At 70.6% G+C, this 19,577-nt stretch carries 17 protein-coding genes; 9 read left to right on the top strand and 8 right to left on the bottom strand.

The window, feature by feature from the left end:
• The first annotated feature begins 15 nt into the window (after positions 1-15).
• Together IE107_RS28220 and IE107_RS28215 are read left to right on the top strand one after the other, a co-directional pair.
• Positions 16-588, top strand: coding sequence for a DUF6114 domain-containing protein (locus IE107_RS28220; RefSeq protein WP_189547169.1), 573 nt, complete (start codon positions 16-18; stop codon positions 586-588).
• Positions 578-1,843, top strand: coding sequence for a prolipoprotein diacylglyceryl transferase (locus IE107_RS28215; protein ID WP_189547168.1), 1,266 nt, complete (start codon positions 578-580; stop codon positions 1,841-1,843). Before IE107_RS28220 ends, IE107_RS28215 begins: the two co-directional genes overlap by 11 nt.
• A 94-nt stretch (positions 1,844-1,937) precedes the next feature.
• Here IE107_RS28215 and pyk read toward each other — a convergent pair whose 3' ends face one another.
• The 3 genes from pyk to pta all read right to left on the bottom strand — a co-directional run bounded on the left by pyk (position 1,938) and on the right by pta (position 6,791).
• Entirely contained in the window at positions 1,938-3,368 is a 1,431-nt protein-coding gene (gene pyk, locus IE107_RS28210) for a pyruvate kinase (RefSeq protein ID WP_189547167.1), read from the bottom strand.
• A gap of 74 nt (positions 3,369-3,442) precedes the next feature.
• Positions 3,443-4,714: an acetate kinase gene (locus IE107_RS28205; RefSeq protein ID WP_189547166.1), complete on the bottom strand. Its 1,272-nt coding sequence runs from the start codon at positions 4,712-4,714 to the stop codon at positions 3,443-3,445.
• Between the two features lie 4 nt (positions 4,715-4,718).
• Positions 4,719-6,791, bottom strand: a complete 2,073-nt coding sequence (gene pta / locus IE107_RS28200) for a phosphate acetyltransferase (RefSeq protein ID WP_189547165.1) — start codon at positions 6,789-6,791, stop codon at positions 4,719-4,721.
• Between the two features lie 220 nt (positions 6,792-7,011).
• On the opposite strand from pta, the gene IE107_RS28195 reads away from it, so the two are divergent.
• Positions 7,012-8,037, top strand: a complete 1,026-nt coding sequence (locus IE107_RS28195) for an ATP-dependent 6-phosphofructokinase (protein WP_189547164.1) — start codon at positions 7,012-7,014, stop codon at positions 8,035-8,037.
• Between the two features lie 244 nt (positions 8,038-8,281).
• A complete protein-coding gene (locus IE107_RS28190; protein ID WP_229867296.1) occupies positions 8,282-9,292 on the top strand; it encodes a helix-turn-helix domain-containing protein in 1,011 nt (336 codons plus the stop codon).
• A gap of 25 nt (positions 9,293-9,317) precedes the next feature.
• On the opposite strand, the gene IE107_RS28185 is transcribed toward IE107_RS28190, so the two are convergent.
• Positions 9,318-9,956 (bottom strand): helix-turn-helix domain-containing protein, encoded by a 639-nt coding sequence (locus IE107_RS28185; RefSeq protein WP_189547210.1) that lies wholly within the window; start codon positions 9,954-9,956, stop codon positions 9,318-9,320.
• A 244-nt stretch (positions 9,957-10,200) separates the two neighbouring features.
• Between IE107_RS28185 and IE107_RS28180 the strand changes: the two genes are divergently transcribed.
• The 3 genes from IE107_RS28180 (at position 10,201) to IE107_RS28170 (ending at position 13,194) form a co-directional block, all read left to right on the top strand.
• Entirely contained in the window at positions 10,201-10,731 is a 531-nt protein-coding gene (locus IE107_RS28180; RefSeq protein ID WP_189547162.1) for a hypothetical protein, read from the top strand.
• A gap of 66 nt (positions 10,732-10,797) precedes the next feature.
• Positions 10,798-11,811: a hypothetical protein gene (locus tag IE107_RS28175; RefSeq protein ID WP_189547161.1), complete on the top strand. Its 1,014-nt coding sequence runs from the start codon at positions 10,798-10,800 to the stop codon at positions 11,809-11,811.
• 54 nt (positions 11,812-11,865) lie between these two features.
• Positions 11,866-13,194, top strand: coding sequence for a Dyp-type peroxidase (locus IE107_RS28170; RefSeq protein ID WP_189547209.1), 1,329 nt, complete (start codon positions 11,866-11,868; stop codon positions 13,192-13,194).
• 97 nt (positions 13,195-13,291) lie between these two features.
• Here the strand turns inward: IE107_RS28170 and IE107_RS28165 are convergent, their stop codons facing one another.
• Together IE107_RS28165 and IE107_RS28160 are read right to left on the bottom strand one after the other, a co-directional pair.
• A complete protein-coding gene (locus tag IE107_RS28165) occupies positions 13,292-13,984 on the bottom strand; it encodes a zf-HC2 domain-containing protein (protein WP_189547160.1) in 693 nt (230 codons plus the stop codon).
• Complete coding sequence (locus tag IE107_RS28160) at positions 13,981-14,601, bottom strand: sigma-70 family RNA polymerase sigma factor (RefSeq protein ID WP_229867295.1); 621 nt, start codon at positions 14,599-14,601, stop codon at positions 13,981-13,983. Before IE107_RS28160 ends, IE107_RS28165 begins: the two co-directional genes overlap by 4 nt.
• 212 nt (positions 14,602-14,813) lie before the next feature.
• Between IE107_RS28160 and IE107_RS28155 the strand changes: the two genes are divergently transcribed.
• Together IE107_RS28155 and IE107_RS28150 are read left to right on the top strand one after the other, a co-directional pair.
• Complete coding sequence (locus IE107_RS28155; RefSeq protein WP_189547159.1) at positions 14,814-15,509, top strand: hypothetical protein; 696 nt, start codon at positions 14,814-14,816, stop codon at positions 15,507-15,509.
• A 308-nt stretch (positions 15,510-15,817) separates the two neighbouring features.
• On the top strand, positions 15,818-17,077 hold the full coding sequence (locus IE107_RS28150) for a vanadium-dependent haloperoxidase (protein WP_189547158.1): 1,260 nt from the start codon (positions 15,818-15,820) through the stop codon (positions 17,075-17,077).
• An 86-nt stretch (positions 17,078-17,163) separates the two neighbouring features.
• Here the strand turns inward: IE107_RS28150 and IE107_RS28145 are convergent, their stop codons facing one another.
• The gene (locus IE107_RS28145) at positions 17,164-17,835 is read right to left on the bottom strand and encodes a response regulator (protein ID WP_189547157.1); all 672 of its coding nucleotides are present in this window, start codon (positions 17,833-17,835) and stop codon (positions 17,164-17,166) included.
• Complete coding sequence (locus IE107_RS28140; protein ID WP_189547156.1) at positions 17,832-19,523, bottom strand: sensor histidine kinase; 1,692 nt, start codon at positions 19,521-19,523, stop codon at positions 17,832-17,834. The genes IE107_RS28145 and IE107_RS28140 overlap by 4 nt, the downstream gene beginning before the upstream one ends.
• Between the last annotated feature and the right edge of the window lie 54 nt (positions 19,524-19,577).

Genomic DNA, 19,577 nt, shown 5'->3' with positions numbered 1-19,577 from the left:
AGGGAGCTGTTTTCCATGAGCCCCGAGTCCACAGGGCAGAACGAGCACTACCTCCGCGTCTTCTGGCGGGGATTCCGCACCTGGCGGGGTAACCGGCCTTTCTGGGCGGGCCTGTTCACCATGGTGGGTGGTCTGCCCATCGCGTACTTCCCGTACGCCAACATGCACCTCGGCAACGTCACGCTGGCGATGTCCACGACCGCCGGTGCGGGGTCACTGATCATCGGGATCCTGCTGATCACGCTGGGCCTCACCATGTGGTTCCACCACATCGTGAGAGTGTTCGCCGGCGTCGCCGCGATCCTGCTGGCGCTGATCTCGATACCGGTCGCCAACATCGGCGGATTCCTGATCGGCTTCCTGTTCGCCCTGCTGGGCGGAGCGCTCTCCGTCTCCTGGGCCCCGGGCGAACCGGCGTCCGAGCCCGAGCTCGTGCCGGTCGGCGCGGCGGGGGAGAAGTCCGGAGAGAGTGGCCCCGGGACGCAGAAGTCCGGACCCGAGTTCCACAGCACTGCAGCGGTGCCCCAGCAGCCGGAGCAGTACGACACGACAGTTGAGGTCGACGGCGGGAGGCATCGTGCGGGGTGACGAGACGGAGCTGAACTCGACCGGGGAGAACCTCGGTACGAGAAGCGGGCCGCGCCACGCGGCTCCCAGGAAGTCGCTGCTGACGAAGCTGCACATTCCCGCGGGCAAGGCGTTCGCGCTCGCCGCGATGCCGACGGCCGTCTTCGTGGGCATGGGGCTCACCCCCAAGCTGGCGCTGGCCGACGACAGTTCGGACATCCCCTTCGCGCCCGGCCCCTGTGTGACCCGCTCCGACGAGCCGAGCGAGGAGCCCTCGCCGTCCACGTCGAAGTCGCCGAGCCCGTCCCCGTCCGCCACCGACTCCGGTGACAAGGGCGACGCGGCGACCCCGGAGCCCACGGCGACCCCGTCTGCGGGCGACACGGCGGAGACGAAGCCGAAGGCCGCCGCGGCCGAGGTGCCCGCCGCCAACGCGCCGAGCGCCTCGCCCACTCCCACGAAGTCGACGAACCCGCTCGACCCGCTGGGCGTCGGCGACGCGCTCAAGGACCTCTTCGACGGACCGGACAAGGCCACGGCCAGCCCGTCCCCGAGCGCGAGCACCGAGACCCCGAAGCCGTCGGGGACCGACGCCGCAGAGAAGCCCGCCGAGAAGCCTGCCGAGAAGGCCGCGGACACCGCGAAGGAGACGGCCGACAAGACCGCCGCCGCGATCCGCGAGGCCGCGGACAAGGCCGGCAGGACGGTCGAGGAGCTCGACGACAGCGCCAAGGGGCTCGACGCCAAGAAGGACGAGGACATCCCGGACGGCGCCAAGGAGCGCTTCCCGTGTCCGACCGCCGACCCCGAGGCGCTCGCCGCGGCCGATCTGGAGACGGGCATCCCGCTGCTCCCGAACGACCCGTGGATCCTGGAGAGCTCGATGCTCACCCTCAGCGGGCTCGACTACAAGGGCATCGTCGAGGTGAAGACGTACGACGGCACCGTCAAGAAGGCGCTGAAGTTCACCGCGAGCTCCATCGACATCGACAATCTCCACCAGAAGACCGTCGGTCCGGCCGGTACGACGGCCCATGTCGAGGCGCGGAAGGGTTCCAAGTCCACCATCCGCAACGGCACGGTGACGATGTACACGGAGGAGCTGAAGGGCAACCTCTTCGGCCTCATCCCGGTGACGTTCAGCCCGCAGACACCGCCGCCGCTCAACGTCCCCTTCGCCTTCTTCACCAAGGTCAAGGTGACCCAGGCCGGGCAGTTCGGCGGGACGCTCAAGGTCCCCGGGCTGCACAACTACTTCACCGGCGGCAACAGCTAGGGCCGATACCGACCCGTTCGGGAGCTGCACAGCACTGCGGGCCGCACTCCTTCGGGAGTGCGGCCCGCAGTCGTGTGCGCGGGTGCCGGAGGCGTCAGTCGCGCGCGCCGCCGCCGACGTGGTGCACCCGGACCATGTTGGTGGTGCCCGGGATGCCGGGGGGCGAGCCGGCCGTGATGACCATGGTGTCGCCCTCGTTGTAGCGGCCCAGCTTCAGCAGTTCGCCGTCGACCAGGTCGACCATCGCGTCGGTGTTGTCCACGTGCGGCACGACGTGGGCCTCGACGCCCCAGCTCAGCGCGAGCTGATTGCGGGTGGACTCGTCCGTGGTGAAGGCCAGGATGGGCTGCGCCGCGCGGTAGCGGGAGAGCCGGCGGGCCGTGTCACCGGACTTGGTGAAGGCGACCAGCGCCCTGCCGTTCAGGAAGTCCGCGATCTCGCAGGCCGCGCGGGCCACCGAACCGCCCTGGGTGCGCGGCTTCTTGCCCGGCACCAGCGGCTGCAGGCCCTTGGAGAGCAGCTCCTCCTCGGCGGCGACGACGATCTTCGACATCGTCTTGACCGTCTCGATCGGGTACGCGCCCACGCTGGACTCGGCCGACAGCATGACCGCGTCCGCGCCGTCCAGGATCGCGTTGGCGACGTCGGACGCCTCGGCGCGCGTCGGCCGTGAGTTGGTGATCATCGACTCCATCATCTGGGTCGCCACGATCACCGGCTTGGCGTTTCGCCGGCAGAGCTCCACCAGGCGCTTCTGCACCATCGGGACCTTCTCCAGCGGGTACTCGACGGCCAGGTCGCCACGGGCGACCATCACGCCGTCGAAGGCCATGACGACGCCCTCCATGTGCTCGACGGCCTGCGGCTTCTCGACCTTGGCGATGACGGGGACCCGGCGGCCCTCCTCGTCCATCACCTTGTGGACGTCCTTGATGTCGTTGGCGTCCCGCACGAAGGAGAGCGCGACCAGGTCGCAGCCCATCCGCAGGGCGAACCGCAGATCGTCGACGTCCTTCTCGGACAGGGCCGGGACGTTGACCGCCGCGCCGGGCAGGTTGATGCCCTTGTGGTCGGAGATGACACCGCCCTCGATGACGATGGTCTTCACCCGGGGGCCCTCGACCGCGACGACCTTCAGCTCGACGTTGCCGTCGTTGATCAGGATCGGGTCGCCCTTGACGACGTCGCCGGGCAGGCCCTTGTAGGTCGTGCCGCAGATCGACTTGTCACCGGGGACCTCCTCCGCGGTGATCGTGAACTCGTCCCCGCGGACCAGCTCGACCGGGCCCTCGGCGAACTTGGCCAGGCGGATCTTCGGACCCTGGAGGTCGGCGAGCACGCCGATCGCACGGCCGGTCTCGGCGGCGGCCCTGCGGACCCGGTCGTAGCGAGCCTGGTGCTCCTCGTGGCTGCCGTGACTGAAGTTGAAGCGGGCCACGCTCATGCCGGCCTCGATCAGAGCGACGAGCTGCTCGTGGGAGTCGACGGCGGGACCGAGTGTGCAGACGATTTTGGAACGGCGCATGAGGCGGATCCTATCGGTTTGTTTCGCTACGGAATATTCCGTCTGGTGGAAGGTACAAAGGGGCGCGGGGGTGCTCAGTTGTGGGCTTGTCCGACCGGGCCGCGGGCCTGTCCGACGAGCGCGAAGGTCTGGACGGCGATCTCCAGCTCCTCGTCCGTCGGCACCACGGCGACCGCGACCCGCGCGCCGCTCGGCGAGATCAGCCGGGGCTCGTCGGACCGTACGCCGTTCAGGTCCGCGTCGACCGTCAGGCCGAGCTCTTCGAGACCGGCGACGGCAGCCTCCCGCACCGGGGCCGAGTTCTCCCCGACCCCCGCCGTGAACACCACGGCATCCACCCGGCCGAGGACCGCCGAATAGGCGCCGATGTACTTCTTCAGCCGGTGCACATAGATGTCGAACGCCAGCGCCGCGCGTTCGTCGCCCTCGTCGATCCGGCGCCGGATCTCCCGCATGTCGTTGTCGCCGCAGAGGCCGACCAGGCCGCTCTTCTTGTTGAGCAGCGCGTCGACCTCGTCCGCCGACATCCCCGCGACCCGCATGAGGTGGAAGGTGACGGCCGGATCGACGTCCCCGGAGCGGGTGCCCATCACCAGCCCCTCCAGAGGTGTCAGCCCCATCGAGGTCTCCACGCACCGGCCACCGGCCACGGCCGACGCCGAGGCGCCGTTGCCCAGGTGCAGCACGACGACATTGACCTCCTCGGGGGTGCGCCCCAGCAGCTCGGCCGCCTTGCGGGAGACGTACGCGTGCGAGGTGCCGTGGAATCCGTAGCGCCGGATGCGGTGCGCGTCGGCGGTCTCCGTGTCGATCGCGTACCGCGCCGCGTACTCCGGCATCGTCGTGTGGAAGGCCGTGTCGAAGACCGCCACCTGCGGAAGGTCCGGTCGCATCGTCCGAGCGGTGCGGATGCCGGTGATGTTCGCCGGATTGTGCAGCGGGGCCACCGGGACCAGGCGCTCGATCTCCTTGAGCACCTCGTCGTCGATCACCACGGGCTCGGTGAACCGCAGCCCGCCGTGCACCACCCGGTGGCCGATCGCCGCGAGCTGCGGGGAGTCCAGGCCGAGCCCGTCGGCCGCCAGTTCCTCCTCCGCCGCCTTCAGCGCCGCCCTGTGATCGGCGATCGGGCCGGTGCGCTCGCGCCGCCCGGCGCCCGAGCCGACCAGCGGGGTGTGCACCAGCCGGGAGGTCTCCTCGCCGATCCGCTCGACCAGCCCCACCGCGAGACGGGTGCGGTCGTTCATGTCCAGCAGCTGGTACTTCACCGACGAGGAGCCGGAGTTGAGGACCAGCACGCGGTACGCGCCCGTCCCGGCGGAGCCCTCGGTGGTCGGGGTGGTCATCCGTTCACTCCTTGCCCTGCGCCTGGATCGCCGTGATGGCCACGGTATTGACGATGTCCTGGACGAGCGCGCCGCGGGACAGGTCGTTGACGGGCTTCCGCAGCCCCTGGAGCACCGGCCCGACGGCCACCGCGCCCGCCGAGCGCTGCACGGCCTTGTAGGTGTTGTTGCCGGTGTTCAGGTCCGGGAAGACCAGTACCGTCGCCCGGCCCGCCACCTCGGAGCCGGGCAGCTTCGTCGCGGCGACGCTCGGGTCCACCGCGGCGTCGTACTGGATCGGGCCCTCGATCCTGAGGTCCGGCCTGCTCGCCCGGACCAGGTCCGTCGCCTCGCGCACCTTGTCGACGTCGGCGCCCGAGCCGGAGGTGCCCGTCGAGTACGACAGCATCGCGATCCGCGGCTCCACACCGAAGCGGGCGGCGGTCGCGGCCGACTGCACCGCGATGTCCGCGAGCTGCTCCGCGTCCGGGTCCGGATTGACCGCGCAGTCGCCGTACACCAGCACCTTGTCGGCGAGGCACATGAAGAAGACGGAGGAGACGATCGCGGCGTCCCCCCGGGTCTTGATGATCTCGAACGCCGGGCGGATCGTCGCCGCGGTGGAGTGCACGGCTCCGGAGACCATGCCGTCCGCGAGCCCCTCCTGGACCATCAGGGTGCCGAAGTAGTTGACGTCCGCGACGACGTCGTACGCCAGCTCCATCGTGACCCCGCGGTGCGCCCGCAGCTGCGCGTACCGCTCGGCGAAGGTCTGGCGCAGCTCGGAGTTCTGCGGGTCGATGAGCTGGGTGCCGGCGAGATCGATGCCGAGGTCGGCTGCCTTCTTGCGGATGACGTCGGGGTCGCCGAGCAGGGTGAGGTCGCAGACGTCGCGGCGCAGCAGTACGTCGGCGGCGCGCAGCACCCGCTCCTCGGTGCCCTCGGGCAGGACGACCCGGCGCCGGTCGGCGCGGGCCTGCTCCAGCAGTTCGTGCTCGAACATCATGGGCGTGACCCGGCCGCTGCGGGCCACCGAGATCCGCTCCAGCAGGACGCCGGTGTCCACATGGCGCTCGAAGAGGCCCAGCGCGGTCTCCGCCTTGCGGGGCGTCGCGGCGTTCAACTTGCCTTCCAGGGCGAAGAGCCGGGCCGCGGTGGGGAAGGATCCGCCGGCCACCGACACGACCGGGGTTCCCGGTGCGAGTCGCGCGGCCAGCCTGAGTATCTCCTCGCCGGGGCGCTCGTCCAGGGTCAGCAGCACCCCCGCGATGGGCGGGGTGCCGGCGCTGTGCGCGGCCAGCGAGCCGACCACCAGGTCCGCCCGGTCCCCGGGCGTGACCACCAGGCAGCCCGGCGTCAGCGCGTTCAGCATGTTCGGCAGCATCGCGCCGCCGAAGACGAAGTCCAGGGCGTCCCGCGCCAGCCCGGAGTCGTCGCCGAGCAGGACCGTGCCGTCGAGCGCCGCGGTGATCTGGGCGACGGTCGGCGCGGAGAGCGCCGCGTCGTCGGGCAGGACCGAGCAGGGAACGGGGAGCGTGGCGCCCAGCCGCTCCGCGATGATGTCGCGGTCCTCGGACGCCACCCGGTTCACGATCACCGAGACGACGTCGCAGCCCAGTCCGGCGTACGCGCGATAGGCGTTGCGGGTCTCGGCACGCACCGACTCCGCGGTCTGGCCCTTCCCGCCGACCACCGCGATCACCGAGGCGCCGAACTCATTGGCCAGGCGCGCGTTGAGCGCCAGCTCGTCGGGCAGCTGGGTGGCGGCGAAGTCGGTGCCGAGCACCAGCACCACCTCGTACTTCCGGGCCACCTGGTGGAAGCCGTCGACGAGCCGGGAGACCAGCTCGTCCGTGCCCTGTTCCGCCTGGAGCGCGGACGCCTCGTGGTAGTCCAGCCCGTAGGCCGAATCGGGGTCCTGGGGGAGCCGGTAGCGGGCCCGCAGCAGCTCGAACAGGCGATCGGGTCCGTCGTGGACGAGCGGGCGGAACACCCCGACCCGGTCCACCTGACGCGTCAGGAGCTCCATGACTCCCAGATCGACGACCTGCCGGCCGTCTCCCCGGTCGATCCCGGTCACGTACACGCTGCGCGTCACGCGCGTTCTCCCGTCCACTTGCGGTTTGGGATGGTATTGCCATGTTGACGATACCCGCGGGGGCCGAGACGCCGCCCGCCGGGCAAAAGCCCCCGTACCGGGGCCACGGGGAGTGTGAGGTCCAGACCATACGTGCCACAATCGTGGTGGCTCACAGTACGGGGGAATCAGTGGACATCCCCCGAAATGCACGGCACCAGCGAGCAGGAGAAACACCACGATGCGCATCGGAATTCTCACCGCAGGCGGCGACTGTCCGGGCCTGAACGCAGTGATCCGGTCGGTTGTGCACCGCGCCGTGGTGGGGCACGGCGATGAAGTCATCGGCTTCGAGGACGGGTTCAAGGGACTCCTCGACGGCCACTTCCGCCCCCTCGACCTCAACGCGGTCAGCGGCATCCTGGCCCGCGGCGGCACCATTCTCGGCTCGGCCCGGCTGGAGCGCGACCGGCTGCGCGAGGCCGCCGAGAACTGCGCCGAGCTGAGCCGCCGTTACGGTATGGACGCACTCATCCCGATCGGCGGCGAGGGCACCCTCACCGCGGCCCGGATGCTGTCGGACGCCGGGATGCCTGTCGTCGGCGTCCCCAAGACCATCGACAACGACATCTCCGCCACCGACCGGACCTTCGGCTTCGACACCGCGGTGGGCGTGGCCACCGATGCCATAGACCGCCTCAAGACCACCGCCGAGTCGCACCAGCGCGTCATGGTCGTCGAGGTGATGGGCCGCCACGCGGGTTGGATCGCGCTGGAGTCCGGGATGGCGGGCGGCGCGCACGGCATCTGCCTGCCCGAGCGCCGCTTCCAGGTCGAGGACCTGGTGAAGATGGTCGAGGAACGCTTCGCGCGCGGCAAGAAGTTCGCGGTGATCTGCGTGGCCGAGGGCGCGCACCCGGCCGAGGGCTCCATGCCGTACGCCAAGGGCGAGATCGACCAGTACGGCCACGAGCGCTTCCAGGGCATCGGCAACCGGCTGGCCATCGAGCTGGAGACCCGGCTCGGCAAGGAGGCCCGGCCGGTCATTCTCGGCCATGTCCAGCGGGGCGGCACACCGACCGCGTACGACCGGGTGCTCGCCACCCGCTTCGGCTGGCACGCGGTCGAGGCGGCGCACCGGCACGACTTCGGCCGGATGACGGCGCTGCGCGGCACGGACATCGTGATGGTGCCGCTCGCCGACGCGATCACACAGCTCAAGACGGTTCCCAAGGCACGGATGGACGAGGCCGAGTCGGTCTTCTGACCCCGTCCGCGCTCCGGCGTCCGGCGGGAAATGCCCTTGCGGACCTGACCGTCCCCCCGTGGACGGTCAGGTCCGCTTGCTGTTCCCCCGGCGCCCGGAGCCGTTCCGGATGGTCGGATCCGGAACGGGCCGCGGTGCCGGAAACCACTCTTGAGCCGACGGGCCCGATCAACAAGGCTTGCCCCCTGTCCCGGACATGTCCCAACCTTGTCCGGGCGTGGAATCCAGGGGAGGGGCACAGCACATGGTGGTCGAGGGCAGAGCTCCGGATCCTTGTGAGGCGCGCAGCGCGCCCGAGTTCATCGCGCTGTTGCGGGTGCTCAAGGACGCTTCGGGCCTGACCTTCCGGGAGCTGGCCCAGCGGGCCGACGAGGTGGGGGACGTGCTGCCGCGTTCCACGATCGCCAACATGCTGGCGCGCACGTCGGTCCCGCGCGAGGAACTCCTCGCCGCCTTCGTACGGGCCTGCGGCTGCGGCCCCGCTCAGGTCGACGCCTGGCTCGCCGTACGCAAGGATCTCGCCGTGCACGGGCAGCGGGCCGGGGCGCAGGAGGCGTCCGCACCGGCGGCGGAGGCGACCGCCGGCCGTTTCCCGGAGCAGTCCCCGGAGAACTCGTCCGAGCCGCCCACCGTTCCGTTTCCCGGCCCGTCCACGGCCCGGCGCCCCCGGTCCCGGACCCTTCTGGCGGCCGCCGGGTCGCTGGTGGTGCTCGCCGCCGCCGTGGCGGCCGTCGTCCTTCTCGTACCGGACGACGAGGACCGGCCGGAATCCCGCCCGGCGACCGGGCCCGTGGCGGGACGGACGGTGCAGATCCGGTCCGTGCACTCCGGGCTCTGCCTCTCCGAGGAACGGGGCAGCGACAGCGGCCGGCTGTACCAGGTGCCGTGCGAGCAGGAGACGATCCCGAGTTTCTCCCTCAAGCCGCTGGACGGCGGCGTCTGGCGGATCGTGACCGACCACCCGGACTACGACCTGGGCTGCACCGGAGTCTGGGACGGGATGCGGGACGCCGGAGCCGGGTTGCAGGACCAGGGATGCGGGGATCGCGGCGACGCGGAGGAGTTCCTGATCGAGCCCGTGGGCCGTCCCGTCGAGGGGTACCGCATCCGCCCCGCCCACACCCGTCTGTGCGTCGGCGCCCAGGGGAACAGCAAGGAGCGCGGCGCCAAGCTGGTGCAGACGAGCTGCGACGGCGCGGACCGGGGGAACCTGTTCTCCTTCGACCCGGTGGCCGGCGCATCGGCCGGCGGCTGAGCGCGTACGAGGGAGGCCGGGCGGCTCATCCGTCCGGCCCCGGCACCCCCGCCGCCCGCCAGAACCGCTCCAGGATCTCCGCCAGGAACACCCGCCCCGCCTCGCCCGTCGACCCGGCCCGCTCCGTACCCGTACGGCTCCAGATCGGCGTCGACACCATCAGCGACCGGTAGTCGGCGTGCAGCTGTTCCAGTACGTCCTGGAGGAAGCCGCGCTCCAGCGGCACCAGCTTCGCCACCGCCCGCAACTGGGCCTGCCACCGCGTCGTCACCGCGCCGCGCAGCAGCTCCGCCAGCTCCTCGTCCCGCCCGCAGACCGTCACGAACCCGGCGGGCGTGAGCCCCAGCACCTCGGTGAGCGCCGCGGACCGGCGTTCATTGCCGCGCCAGCGCCCCGACTCCTCCATCCGCAGATACGCGGAAGGAGTCAGCCCCAGCAGTCGCGCCAGCTCCTCCACCGCCAGCTCCCTGGCCGCCCGGTGCTCCTTCAGGGTGCGTGCGGCGGTGAGCAGTTCGCCCGGAGAACACCACAACACCCCGGCCAGTGCCGTGAGTTCGTACCCGCTCGGGCGGGCGAGTCCGCGCTCCCAGGCGACCACCGTCTCGGTGCTGATCCGGAGCCCGTACTGGGCCGCGAGACCGTAGGCGACATGTCCGGGAAGCATCCCCAGGGCCTCACGCAGTCGGCGTGCGGCGGGGGCGTTGAACGGCGGGGTGGGGTCCACGGCCCCACGGTAGGAGTCAAGACATGGCATGACCACGGTGTGTTCCGCCGATATCCACGGCTCGTAGGAACGTCCTAGAAGAACGCTGAACGCTGCCGACGGTGCTGATCACGAGCGGATCGAGCGGCTGGGTGGGACGATGAAAGGGATGGTTCCCGGCCAGTGGGCGGCGGGAGGAGCAGAGATGGAGATCAAGCCGCAGGCGGCCGTCGTCCCCAAGGAAGCAGACCTCGAACAGGGCAAGTACGGCCCCGTTTTCCCGAAGACACCGGCCTGTTACGGGTTCACCATCGTCGCGAAGGTCAAGCCGGGCCGGGCCGAGGCGATGCGCGAGTACGGCAATGCCCTGGCCGAGGCGCTGGAGGAGGATCCGTATCTTCTGGCGCCGCTGAAGCTGCACTATCTGCGCTGGGTGCTCTTCGACGACGACACCCGTTTCATGTATCAGGGGATCTTCGACACCGATTTCGACAAGTACACCGAGGACGCCATCGCCCTCTTCGGCAAGGCGCGGATGAGTACGGCTTTCGAGAACCTCGAAGGGTTCCCCGAGGACTGGAAGACCAACCCCGAGGCATTCAAGAGGTTCGTGCGCGAGCACCACTGTCCGAGCTTCATCGAGTACGGAGAGTATCCGTTCGTCACGGCTGACGAGATCAAGAAGGCACTGCGGATCAAGAGCGCCCTGTCGGAGATGCTCGACCAACTGCAGTGAGAACCGATGCCACACGCTCGTCCCACTGTCCGGTCCGGGTTTGCCCTGTTGTGGATCGGAGACGAAATGAGCGAGGTCCAGACCGCACGCACCTACAACCAGAACCACGTCCCGCGCGCATACACGCCCGGCCGGCGACGGGTGAGTATCTACGTCGCGTGGAGCTATCCGGCGGAGGCAGGCAGGAACCCGGCCGAACTGGACAACCGGTTCTCCACCATGACCGAGGTCCGCCGGGTGGCCTGGCCCGCGTACGAGGACCCGAAGTGGTCCGACCCGTTGCAGTTCCAGCAGGGCATCGCCGGCTCGCTGGAGTTGTTCTTCCTGGCCTGGGTGCCGTTCCAGCAGCTCGTCGAGGAGACCACCGGACACGCCGTCCCCGTGTACCAGCGCATCGACCAGGCCGGCTTCCGTGCCCCGCTCGACGAGCGGGTACTGGCCGACACCGACACCTTGTTCGTGTTCGGGCTGGATCACATGATCACAGGACAGGAGGCCGGGCCCGGGGAGGTCGAGGCACTGCGGGCCTTCCTCGCGCGGGAGGACGCCCGCCTGGTCCTTGGGCCTCACCACGATGTCGGGGCGTCGGACGATCTGTCGGTGCGGGAGGTGGAGTACCGCCATCACGGCGATCCCCTGGTTCCCCGCCAGCAGCGGTTCGCCCGCTATGTCCGGGGCCTGATGCAGGGCCTCGGGGTACCCGTCGAAAACCGCTACGGACTGCGCCCGGCCGTACAGGCGCCGAACCGGATCGCCCCGTTCTCCGCGATCAGGGATGCGGATACGAAAGGGTGGCTGGACGGGGTGACGAACTTCAACTTCCACCAGCATCTTCCGCATTACGCCGTGACGGGCGACGAGCCGGATGCCATACGTGTGCTGGCCCGGCAGCCGGTCGACACCGCCAGGCCGCATCCGTTCATCGAGGCCGGCAACACCGAGTTCAACATGTTCCTGTGGATGCCCCCGAGCGGCGAGCGGGCCGGCGATGTGCTGCTGGCGGACTCCACGATCTTCAGTTCCTTGTTCGGCGGCGACGAGAGCCTGCGGAATTTCTGGCGGAACCTCGTCACGAAGTAGTGACGCGCAAAACCTCGTCACACAGCAGTGACGCAAGGAGGCGAGGCCGTGAGCATGCACACGTCGGCCGCGTTGGAGTTCGACGACATTCAGAGCGGGGTTCTCAGCCCCCGCCCGACCCCCTACGCGGCGACCTACCTGGTGTTCCGTGTGGATGACCGGGCGCATGGGCGGGAGCTGATGCGGCGTGCGAGCGCGGTGGCGACCCCTGCCACCGACTCGGTCAGCGCCCTGGGGGAGACGTGGGTGAGTGTCGCGGTCACCTTTCACGGGCTGGAGGCTCTGGGCGTGCCGCGGGCATCGCTGTCCACGTTCGCCTGGGAGTTCCGGCAGGGGATGGCGGCCCGGGCCGAGGCGCTGGGTGATGTCGGCGAGAGCGGCCCCGAGCACTGGGAAGCGCCACTGGGCACGTCGGACGTCCATGTGGTGTTCGCGGCGCTCGCCCCTGATGCCACGCGGTTGGAAGCGGCCCTCGACAGGGCCCGCCCCGCCTACGACCGGCTTACCGGGGTGACCGCGATCTGGCGGCAGGACTGCTACGCGCTGCCCACCGGGACCGAGCATTTCGGCTACCGCGACGGCGTCAGCCATCCGGCCGTGGAGGGTAGCGGCATCGCCGGGTCGAACCAGTTGGAGGTGCCGTTGAAGGCGGGCGAGTTCGTGCTCGGATACCAGGACGAGATCGGGGGCGTCCAGACCCCGCAGCCGGAGGTGCTGGGACGCAACGGCAGCTACGCGGCCTTCCGTAAACTCCACCAGCGGGTCGCCGCGTTCCGGCGCTATCTGCGGGACAACGCCACCGGCCCCGAGGACGAGGAACTGCTCGCAGCCAAGATCATGGGACGTTGGCGCAGCGGGGCGCCGCTGGCACTCAGCCCACAGCACGACGACCCCGATCTGGGTGCCGACCCGCACCGCCGCAACACTTTCCTGTACGGACGGGACGATCCGGCGGGATTCATCACGCCCTGCGGCTGCCACATCCGGCGGGCCAATCCCCGCGACGCGGCGGTGGCGGGTGAAGCGCGGCTGCACCGCATGATCCGGCGCGGCGCCGTCTACGGTCCGCCGCTGCCCGAAGGAGCCCTGGAGGACGACGGGGCCGACCGCGGTCTGATGTTCGCGTTCATCGGAGCCCACCTGGGCCGGCAGTTCGAATTCGTTCAGTCCGAGTGGATGAACGACGGCGTCTTCTTCGGCGGGGGCAGCTCCAGGGATCCCGTCACCGGATCCCACGACGGCGCCACCGGTTTCACCGTTCCCCGGAGGCCCCTGCGACGACGTCTGTCCCCATTGCCACGGTTCGTCGTCACCCGTGGCGGCGAGTACTGCTTCCTGCCGGGCCTGAAGGCCTTGCGGTGGCTCGGTGATCTCCAGGACTGACATGCAGTCACCCGCGCCGTGGCACCGGCCCGCCGAGGGACGGGACCCTCCCGTGGGCCCGCAGTGGAGCGGTCCGCGGGAGGGCGGTCGAGGTGGGTCAGAGTGAGCGGGTCGTGGCGACCAGGTGGCCCGCCTGGTCCATCACGGAGATGGACCGGATGTCGGGAAGGTGCAGGGCACTCGCCCCCGTCACGGCGGCGCTGCCGTTGGGAGTGATCGCCCAGGTGGCCGCCTGCTCCTTGCGGCCGTCCACCGAGGAGACCTGGAGGACGAAGGGTCCTGGTGCTCCCGCGGGCAGGTCGGCCAGGGTGACGCTCACCGCAGTGCCCCAGGGCTTGGCCGTGAGCGTGGCCCGGCCGGACACGGAATATCCGGCGGCCGAGGTGAAGGTCGCGGCCGGGCCGGTCGAGTGCCGGAACGGCAGCATCGACCCCAGTCCGAGCCCGGCAACCACGATCAGGGCCGCGGCCAGTACCAGCCACTGCCGACGAGCCCGGCGCCTGCGTGCGGCATCAGCGGCGCGGACCTGCTCCAGCAGGCGGTCGAGCCCGGTCGGCGAAGCCGGCGGCGCCGCATCGGTGCCGGCCTCGCGCGTGGCCCGGAGGCGGGGCGCGGACATGCCCGGGGCACGGCGGAGCAGTCCCGCCAGCGGGGCCGAGCGCGAGAGCTCGTCCCGGCAGTCCTGGCACATGGGCAGGTGGGACTCCAGGTCGCGGCGGTCGGTCTCGCTGAGACCGCCCAGCACATATGCGCCGATCAGCATGCGCATGTCGTCGTGGTCGGTGCTCACCGCAGAACTCCCATTTCTTCAAAGGCTGCGCGCAGGTTGCGTACGGCGTAGTAGGCGCGGGACTTGACCGTTCCCTCCGGGATCGTGAGACGTGACGCGGACTCGGCGACGGTCAGCCCCTCGAAGTACAGCGCCTGGATCACATCACGATGCTCGCTGGACAGGCGTTCCAGCGCTGCGGTGATCACATGCCCCTCCAGCGCCGCCTCCACGTCATCGGCAGAAGGTACAGCCGCGAGTGCCTCGTCGTCATAGAGCGGTTCCGGACGCCGCTGCTCGGCGCGCCAGCTGTCGGTGAGCACATTGCGGGCGATCGTGAAGAGATAGGAGCGGATGGTGGTGTGGCGCGGCTCGATCCTGTCGATGCTGCGCCACGCCCGCAGCAGTGTCTCCTGCACGACGTCCTCCGCCTGCTCGGGACTGCGCACGTACCTGCGCACGAAGGAGAGCAGCACATCGTGGTGCTCGGTGTACAACGCAGTCATCAGCTGCTCGTCCGGCGTCACGCTCGATGTCCTCATCTCGCAGGCCGGGGCCGCTTGGAGCGTCGCCGGGCCCGAACTGCAGGCGGTGGACAGTCCGCGCTCCGGGGAGGCGCGGAACCGGATCCGATCCATCCGACTCACTTCCATACCTGACCGCACCGGTTGCGCCGTCTTCGAGGACGGCTGCGACATGCGGTTTCTCGTGTCCTGAGGCACTGATCGAGTGCCCTTGCGGCTACGTGTACGACGAGCTGCGGCACCCGGTTCAACCTGAGGATTGAACCGGGTGCCGCAGGTGGTCGTACACCTGGCCGCAAGCCTCCCAACACTCAGGAGAACAAGTCATGAGGAAGAAGAAGCTCGGCTGGGCCCTCGGAGCGAGTGCGGCCACGATCCTCGGCCTGGGTGCCACGGCCTTCGGGCTGTCCAGCGCGAACGCGTCGAGCCCGGACAGGTCCGCCTCCGCCGCAACGCACCCGGTCAAGGTGAAGGTCGTCGCGCCCGAACGCGCGGACAACGCGGGCGTGGAGGGCAAGGGCTGGCTGGTGGACCTGAAGCTCTCCTTCCGGGGCAAGAACCTGGCCCAGACCGGCTACAACGGGCTCCAGCTCACCGGCCCGGCCGCGCACAACAACATCGCCCCCTTCCCCGGCACGTTCTCCACCGGCCAGGACGAAAAGATCCCCGGACTGGTCGTGCTGTCATCCACCACCAACAGCACCTTGCCCGGCTTCTCCGGGCCCGGCACCAACCTGGCCAACCTGTTCAACCTCTCCGGCGTCACGGACCGCAGTCCCCACAGGACCGAACTGTGGGACACCTGGATCGTCGGCGCCCCCATCGCAGGGCAGAACGTCGACACCACCCTGACCGTGGCCGTCGTCGACGACCTCGACCACGACGGCATCTACAACGACGCACCCGGTGTCGTGAAGGACCTCGACGGCGACGGGAAGATCGGCGCCAAGGACCTGGACCTGATGGGCGTCGCCTCCAACATCGTCACCGTCCCCTTCCACATCAACGCCGACCCCGCCTGAACCCCGCCGGGTCGGCAGGGTGCCGCTGCCGGCCCGTGAACACCTGCGCGTGTGCCGCAGTGTGCGCCGGCGCGGGCGGGACGGAGCGACGGAAAAGACCGCTCCTGCCTGCGGCGGTTTCCCTGAGGGCAGGGTGTCCGGTCCGGCACGGCAGCGCCCCGCAGGCTCCCGGGCCAAGCCCTCGGCTTCGTCCGGGAACCTGCTGGGGGCCGGGGCGAGGTCCTCAATTCTCTGCGTCCCGTCGCACATGACTGCCGGACGGACGGGTCGGCATCCGGCCCCCCACTCCACCATGAGGAGCTAATCCCGTGAAGTTTCCGAAGACCCGTGCGGCCCTGGTGGCCTCCACGGCACTGCTGGTCGCCTCCGGCGCAGCGCCGAGCGTCGCCGCACCTGTGCCCGGGCACGGCCGCAGCTCCGTGGCGCTCGACTGGTACGACACCACGGCCGACACGATCGCGACGGCCGGCTCATCACTGCCTCCGGTGACCAACAGCCGTACCTGGGCGATCAGCTGGACCGCGGCGGCGCGGGCCCTGCAGCATGTGCCGTCCGGGGTCGACCGCAGGGACTACCAGGACGCGGCGCTGGCCGCCGCGGTGCACCGCGCCCTGGTCGAGCTGGTTCCCACCCGTGCCCCGGAGCTGGATGCCGCTCTGCAACAGACCCTGGACCGGACTCCCGACGGTCCGGCCGAGACCTTGGGCGCCGCAGCCGGCGAACGCCAGGCGATGGAGGTACTGCACGACCGCGAGGGAGACGGCCTCGATGCGGCCTCCGTGAACGCCCCCTTCACCGTGCCACCGGCCGCGCCGGGCGTCTGGCAGCCCACCCCGCCCGCGTTCGCGCCCGCCATCCAGAACGGCAGCCGGTTCGCCCGGCCCTTCCTGCTGAAGAGTGCCGGCCAGTTCCGACTGCCCGCGCCTCCCGCTCCGACGTCCGAGCGGTACCGGACCGACCTGAAGGAGGTCCGGGACTTCGGTGAGCTGAACAGCACCGTGCGCACCGCGCGACAGACCGACACGGCCAACTTCTGGTTCGACTCCTCGCCGGCCCTGTGGACCAAGCCGATTCGCGTCGCGCTCGCAGCCACCTCCCACCAGCCGCTGCGCAAACAGGCCGAACTCGTCGCCCTGACCCACGCCACGCTGGTGGACACCCAGATCGCCACCTCCGACAGCAAGTACACCTACCCGCTGTGGCGCCCCGTCACCGCGATCCGAACAGGCGTCGGCGAGATCGCTGCCGACCCGTCATGGACCCCACTGCGCCCCACCCCGGCGCACCCGGACTACCCCAGTGGCCACAACACGTACGCAGGCGCGGCGGAAACCGTACTCACCGCCCTCGCAGGACCGCGTACGGCCCCGTTCACCCTGACCAGCGGCACCGCACCGGGCGTCGTCCGTACCTACACCGCATGGCACCAGCTCACGCTGGAGAACATGGACGCGCGGGTCTGGCTGGGCATCCACACCCGACTCGCGGACGAGGCCGGGGTCGCACTGGGTACCGATGTCGCCAGGTACGGCCTGAGGCACGCCCGGTCGCTGTTCCAGGAGCACTGAACCGGTCGGCGAACGACCGCCGTCCGCGTCCTCGTCGGCGTCCACGCCGAGCCGACGAGGACGCGGGCCCGGGTGCCGTCGGTCCGTCAGCCGTCGCGGGTCACCCACCGGTAGTGCAGCTCCGGACGTCCGATCTGACCGTACTGCGGACTGCGCACCGCACGCCCCATCGTCACCAGATGTTCCAGATAACGGCGGGCGGTGATCCGTGAGATGCCCAGTTCCTCGCCGGCCGCCGCCGCCGTCACCCCGTCCGGGGCGGCCCGCAGGGCGCGGGTGACGGCCTCCAGCGTCGGGCCGCTCAGCCCCTTCGGCAGCCGGGCCTGCGGTGCGCGCAGTGCGCCGAGCGCCCGGTCCACCTCGTCCTGGCCGCTCGCCTCACCCGCCGCCGCGCGGAACTCCGCGTAGCGCACGAGCCGGTCGCGCAGGGTGGCGAAGGTGAACGGCTTCAGCACGTACTGGACGACACCGAGCGACACCCCCTCCCGGACCACCGCCAGATCGCGTGCCGACGTCACCGCGATGACATCCGCCGAGTTCCCGGCCGCCCGCAGCGAACGCAGCAGTTGCAGACCGTGCCCGTCGGGCAGATACAGGTCCAGGAGCAGCAGATCGACCGGGGTGCGCTCCAGCGCCCGCACCGCCTCCGCACGCGAATGCGCGACGGCCGCCACCGTGAACCCGGGGACGCGGCCCACGTACAGCCGATGCGCGTCCGCGGCGACGGGATCGTCCTCGACGACCAGCACCTGGATCATGTTGTGGTTTCCTTCGTGGTGTACGTCGTGCGGTCGGCGACGGTCAGCGGCAGCCGCACCGTGAACTCGGCACCGCCGTCCGGGCCGCGGTCCAGCGCCACCTGCCCGCCGTTGCGGTGCACCGCCTGCTGTACGAGGGCGAGCCCGATGCCCCGGCCCGCTCCGTGCGTCGACCAGCCCCGCTCGAACACCTCGGCGGCGTCCGCCGGATCGATCCCGGCCCCCGTGTCGGCGACCCGCAGCAGCAGTTCGCCCTCCTCGGCGAGCGCGGTGACGGTGACCCGGGCGCGGGCGGCCCGGCCGCTCCCCGCGCCCCGCCGGGCGGGCACGGACCCGGGGTCCGGCACCCCGGTCACTGCCTCCGACGCCGCGTCCACCGCGTTGTCGATCAGATTGCCGAGGATCGTCACCAGGTCCCGCTGCCGCAGTGTCGCGGGCAGCGCGCCGTCGTCGATCAGGCTGTCGTCCGCGAGCACCAGCTCCACCCCCCGCTCGTTCGCCTGTGCCGCCTTGCCGAGCAGCAGCGCGGCCAGCACCGGTTCGGCGACCGCGTCCACCACCCGGTCGGTGAGGGCCTGGGCCAGCTCCAGCTCGGCGGTGGCGAAGCCCACCGCCTCCTCGGCCCGGCCCAGTTCGATCAGCGAGACGACGGTGTGCAGCCGGTTCGCCGCCTCGTGCGCCTGCGAGCGCAGGGCCTGGGTGAACCCCCGCTCGGAATCCAACTCGCCGGACAGCGCCTGGAGTTCGGTGTGATCGCGCAGGGTCACGACCGTGCCGCGCTGCTCCCCGCCCACCACTGGACGGGTGTTGACCACGATCACCCGGTCCGCCGTCAGATGCAGCTCGTCGACCCGTGCCTCGGAGGCGAGCAGCGCACCGGTCAGCGGCGCCGGCAGGTCCAGCTCGGCGACCCGGCGCCCGACCGCACCCGGCTCCAGACCCAGCAGCTCCCGGCCCGCGTCGTTGATCAGTGCGATCCTGCGCCGCCCGTCGAGCATCAGCAGCCCCTCGCGTACCGCGTGCAGCGTGGCCTGGTGGTAGTCGTGCATCCGGCTCAGCTCGGCGGCGTTCATGCCGTGCGTGTGCCGCCGCAGCCGGGCGTTGATCACATACGTGCCGATGCCGCCGACCGCGAGCGCCCCGCCCGCCGCGAGCCCCAGCGCCCCGAGCTGCGCGCGGACCTGCGAGGAGACCCGCTCGACCGTGATGCCCGCACTGACCAGGCCGGTGATCTTGCCGCCGTCCCGGATCGGGGTGACCACCCGGATCGAGGGGCCGAGCGTGCCGGTGTACGTCTCCGAGAACGTCTCGCCGCGCAGCGCCCGCGCGGTGTGCCCGAGGAACTCCTCCCCGATCTGCTGGGAGTCGGGGTGCGTCCAGCGGACCCGCTGCGGGGACATGATCGTGACGAAGGTGATCCCGGTGTCCTTGCGGACCCTTTCCGCGTACGGCTGGAGCACCGCGGACGGGTCCGGGGTGCGGATCGCCTCCCGTACCGACGGCGAGGCCGCGATGGCCAGCGCGGCCGCCGTGACCTGCCGGGTCGCGGTCTCCTTCGCCTGTCCCCTGCCGGAGACGTAGGCGAAGAACGCGCACCCCGCCACCACGGCCGCCACCAGCACCACCTGCATGGCGAAGAGCTGACCGGCCAGGCTGCGCGGGCGGGTACGGGGACGGGGGAGACGCATGGCCCCAGTCTGCCTGGCCGAAAACGCATGAACGAAATGCACGCAACGGTGACC

Origin of the sequence: Streptomyces gelaticus (assembly GCF_014649535.1) — a bacterium.
Taxonomy (GTDB): Bacteria; Actinomycetota; Actinomycetes; order Streptomycetales; family Streptomycetaceae; genus Streptomyces; species Streptomyces gelaticus.
This window is presented reverse-complemented; position numbering and strand designations above follow the sequence as displayed.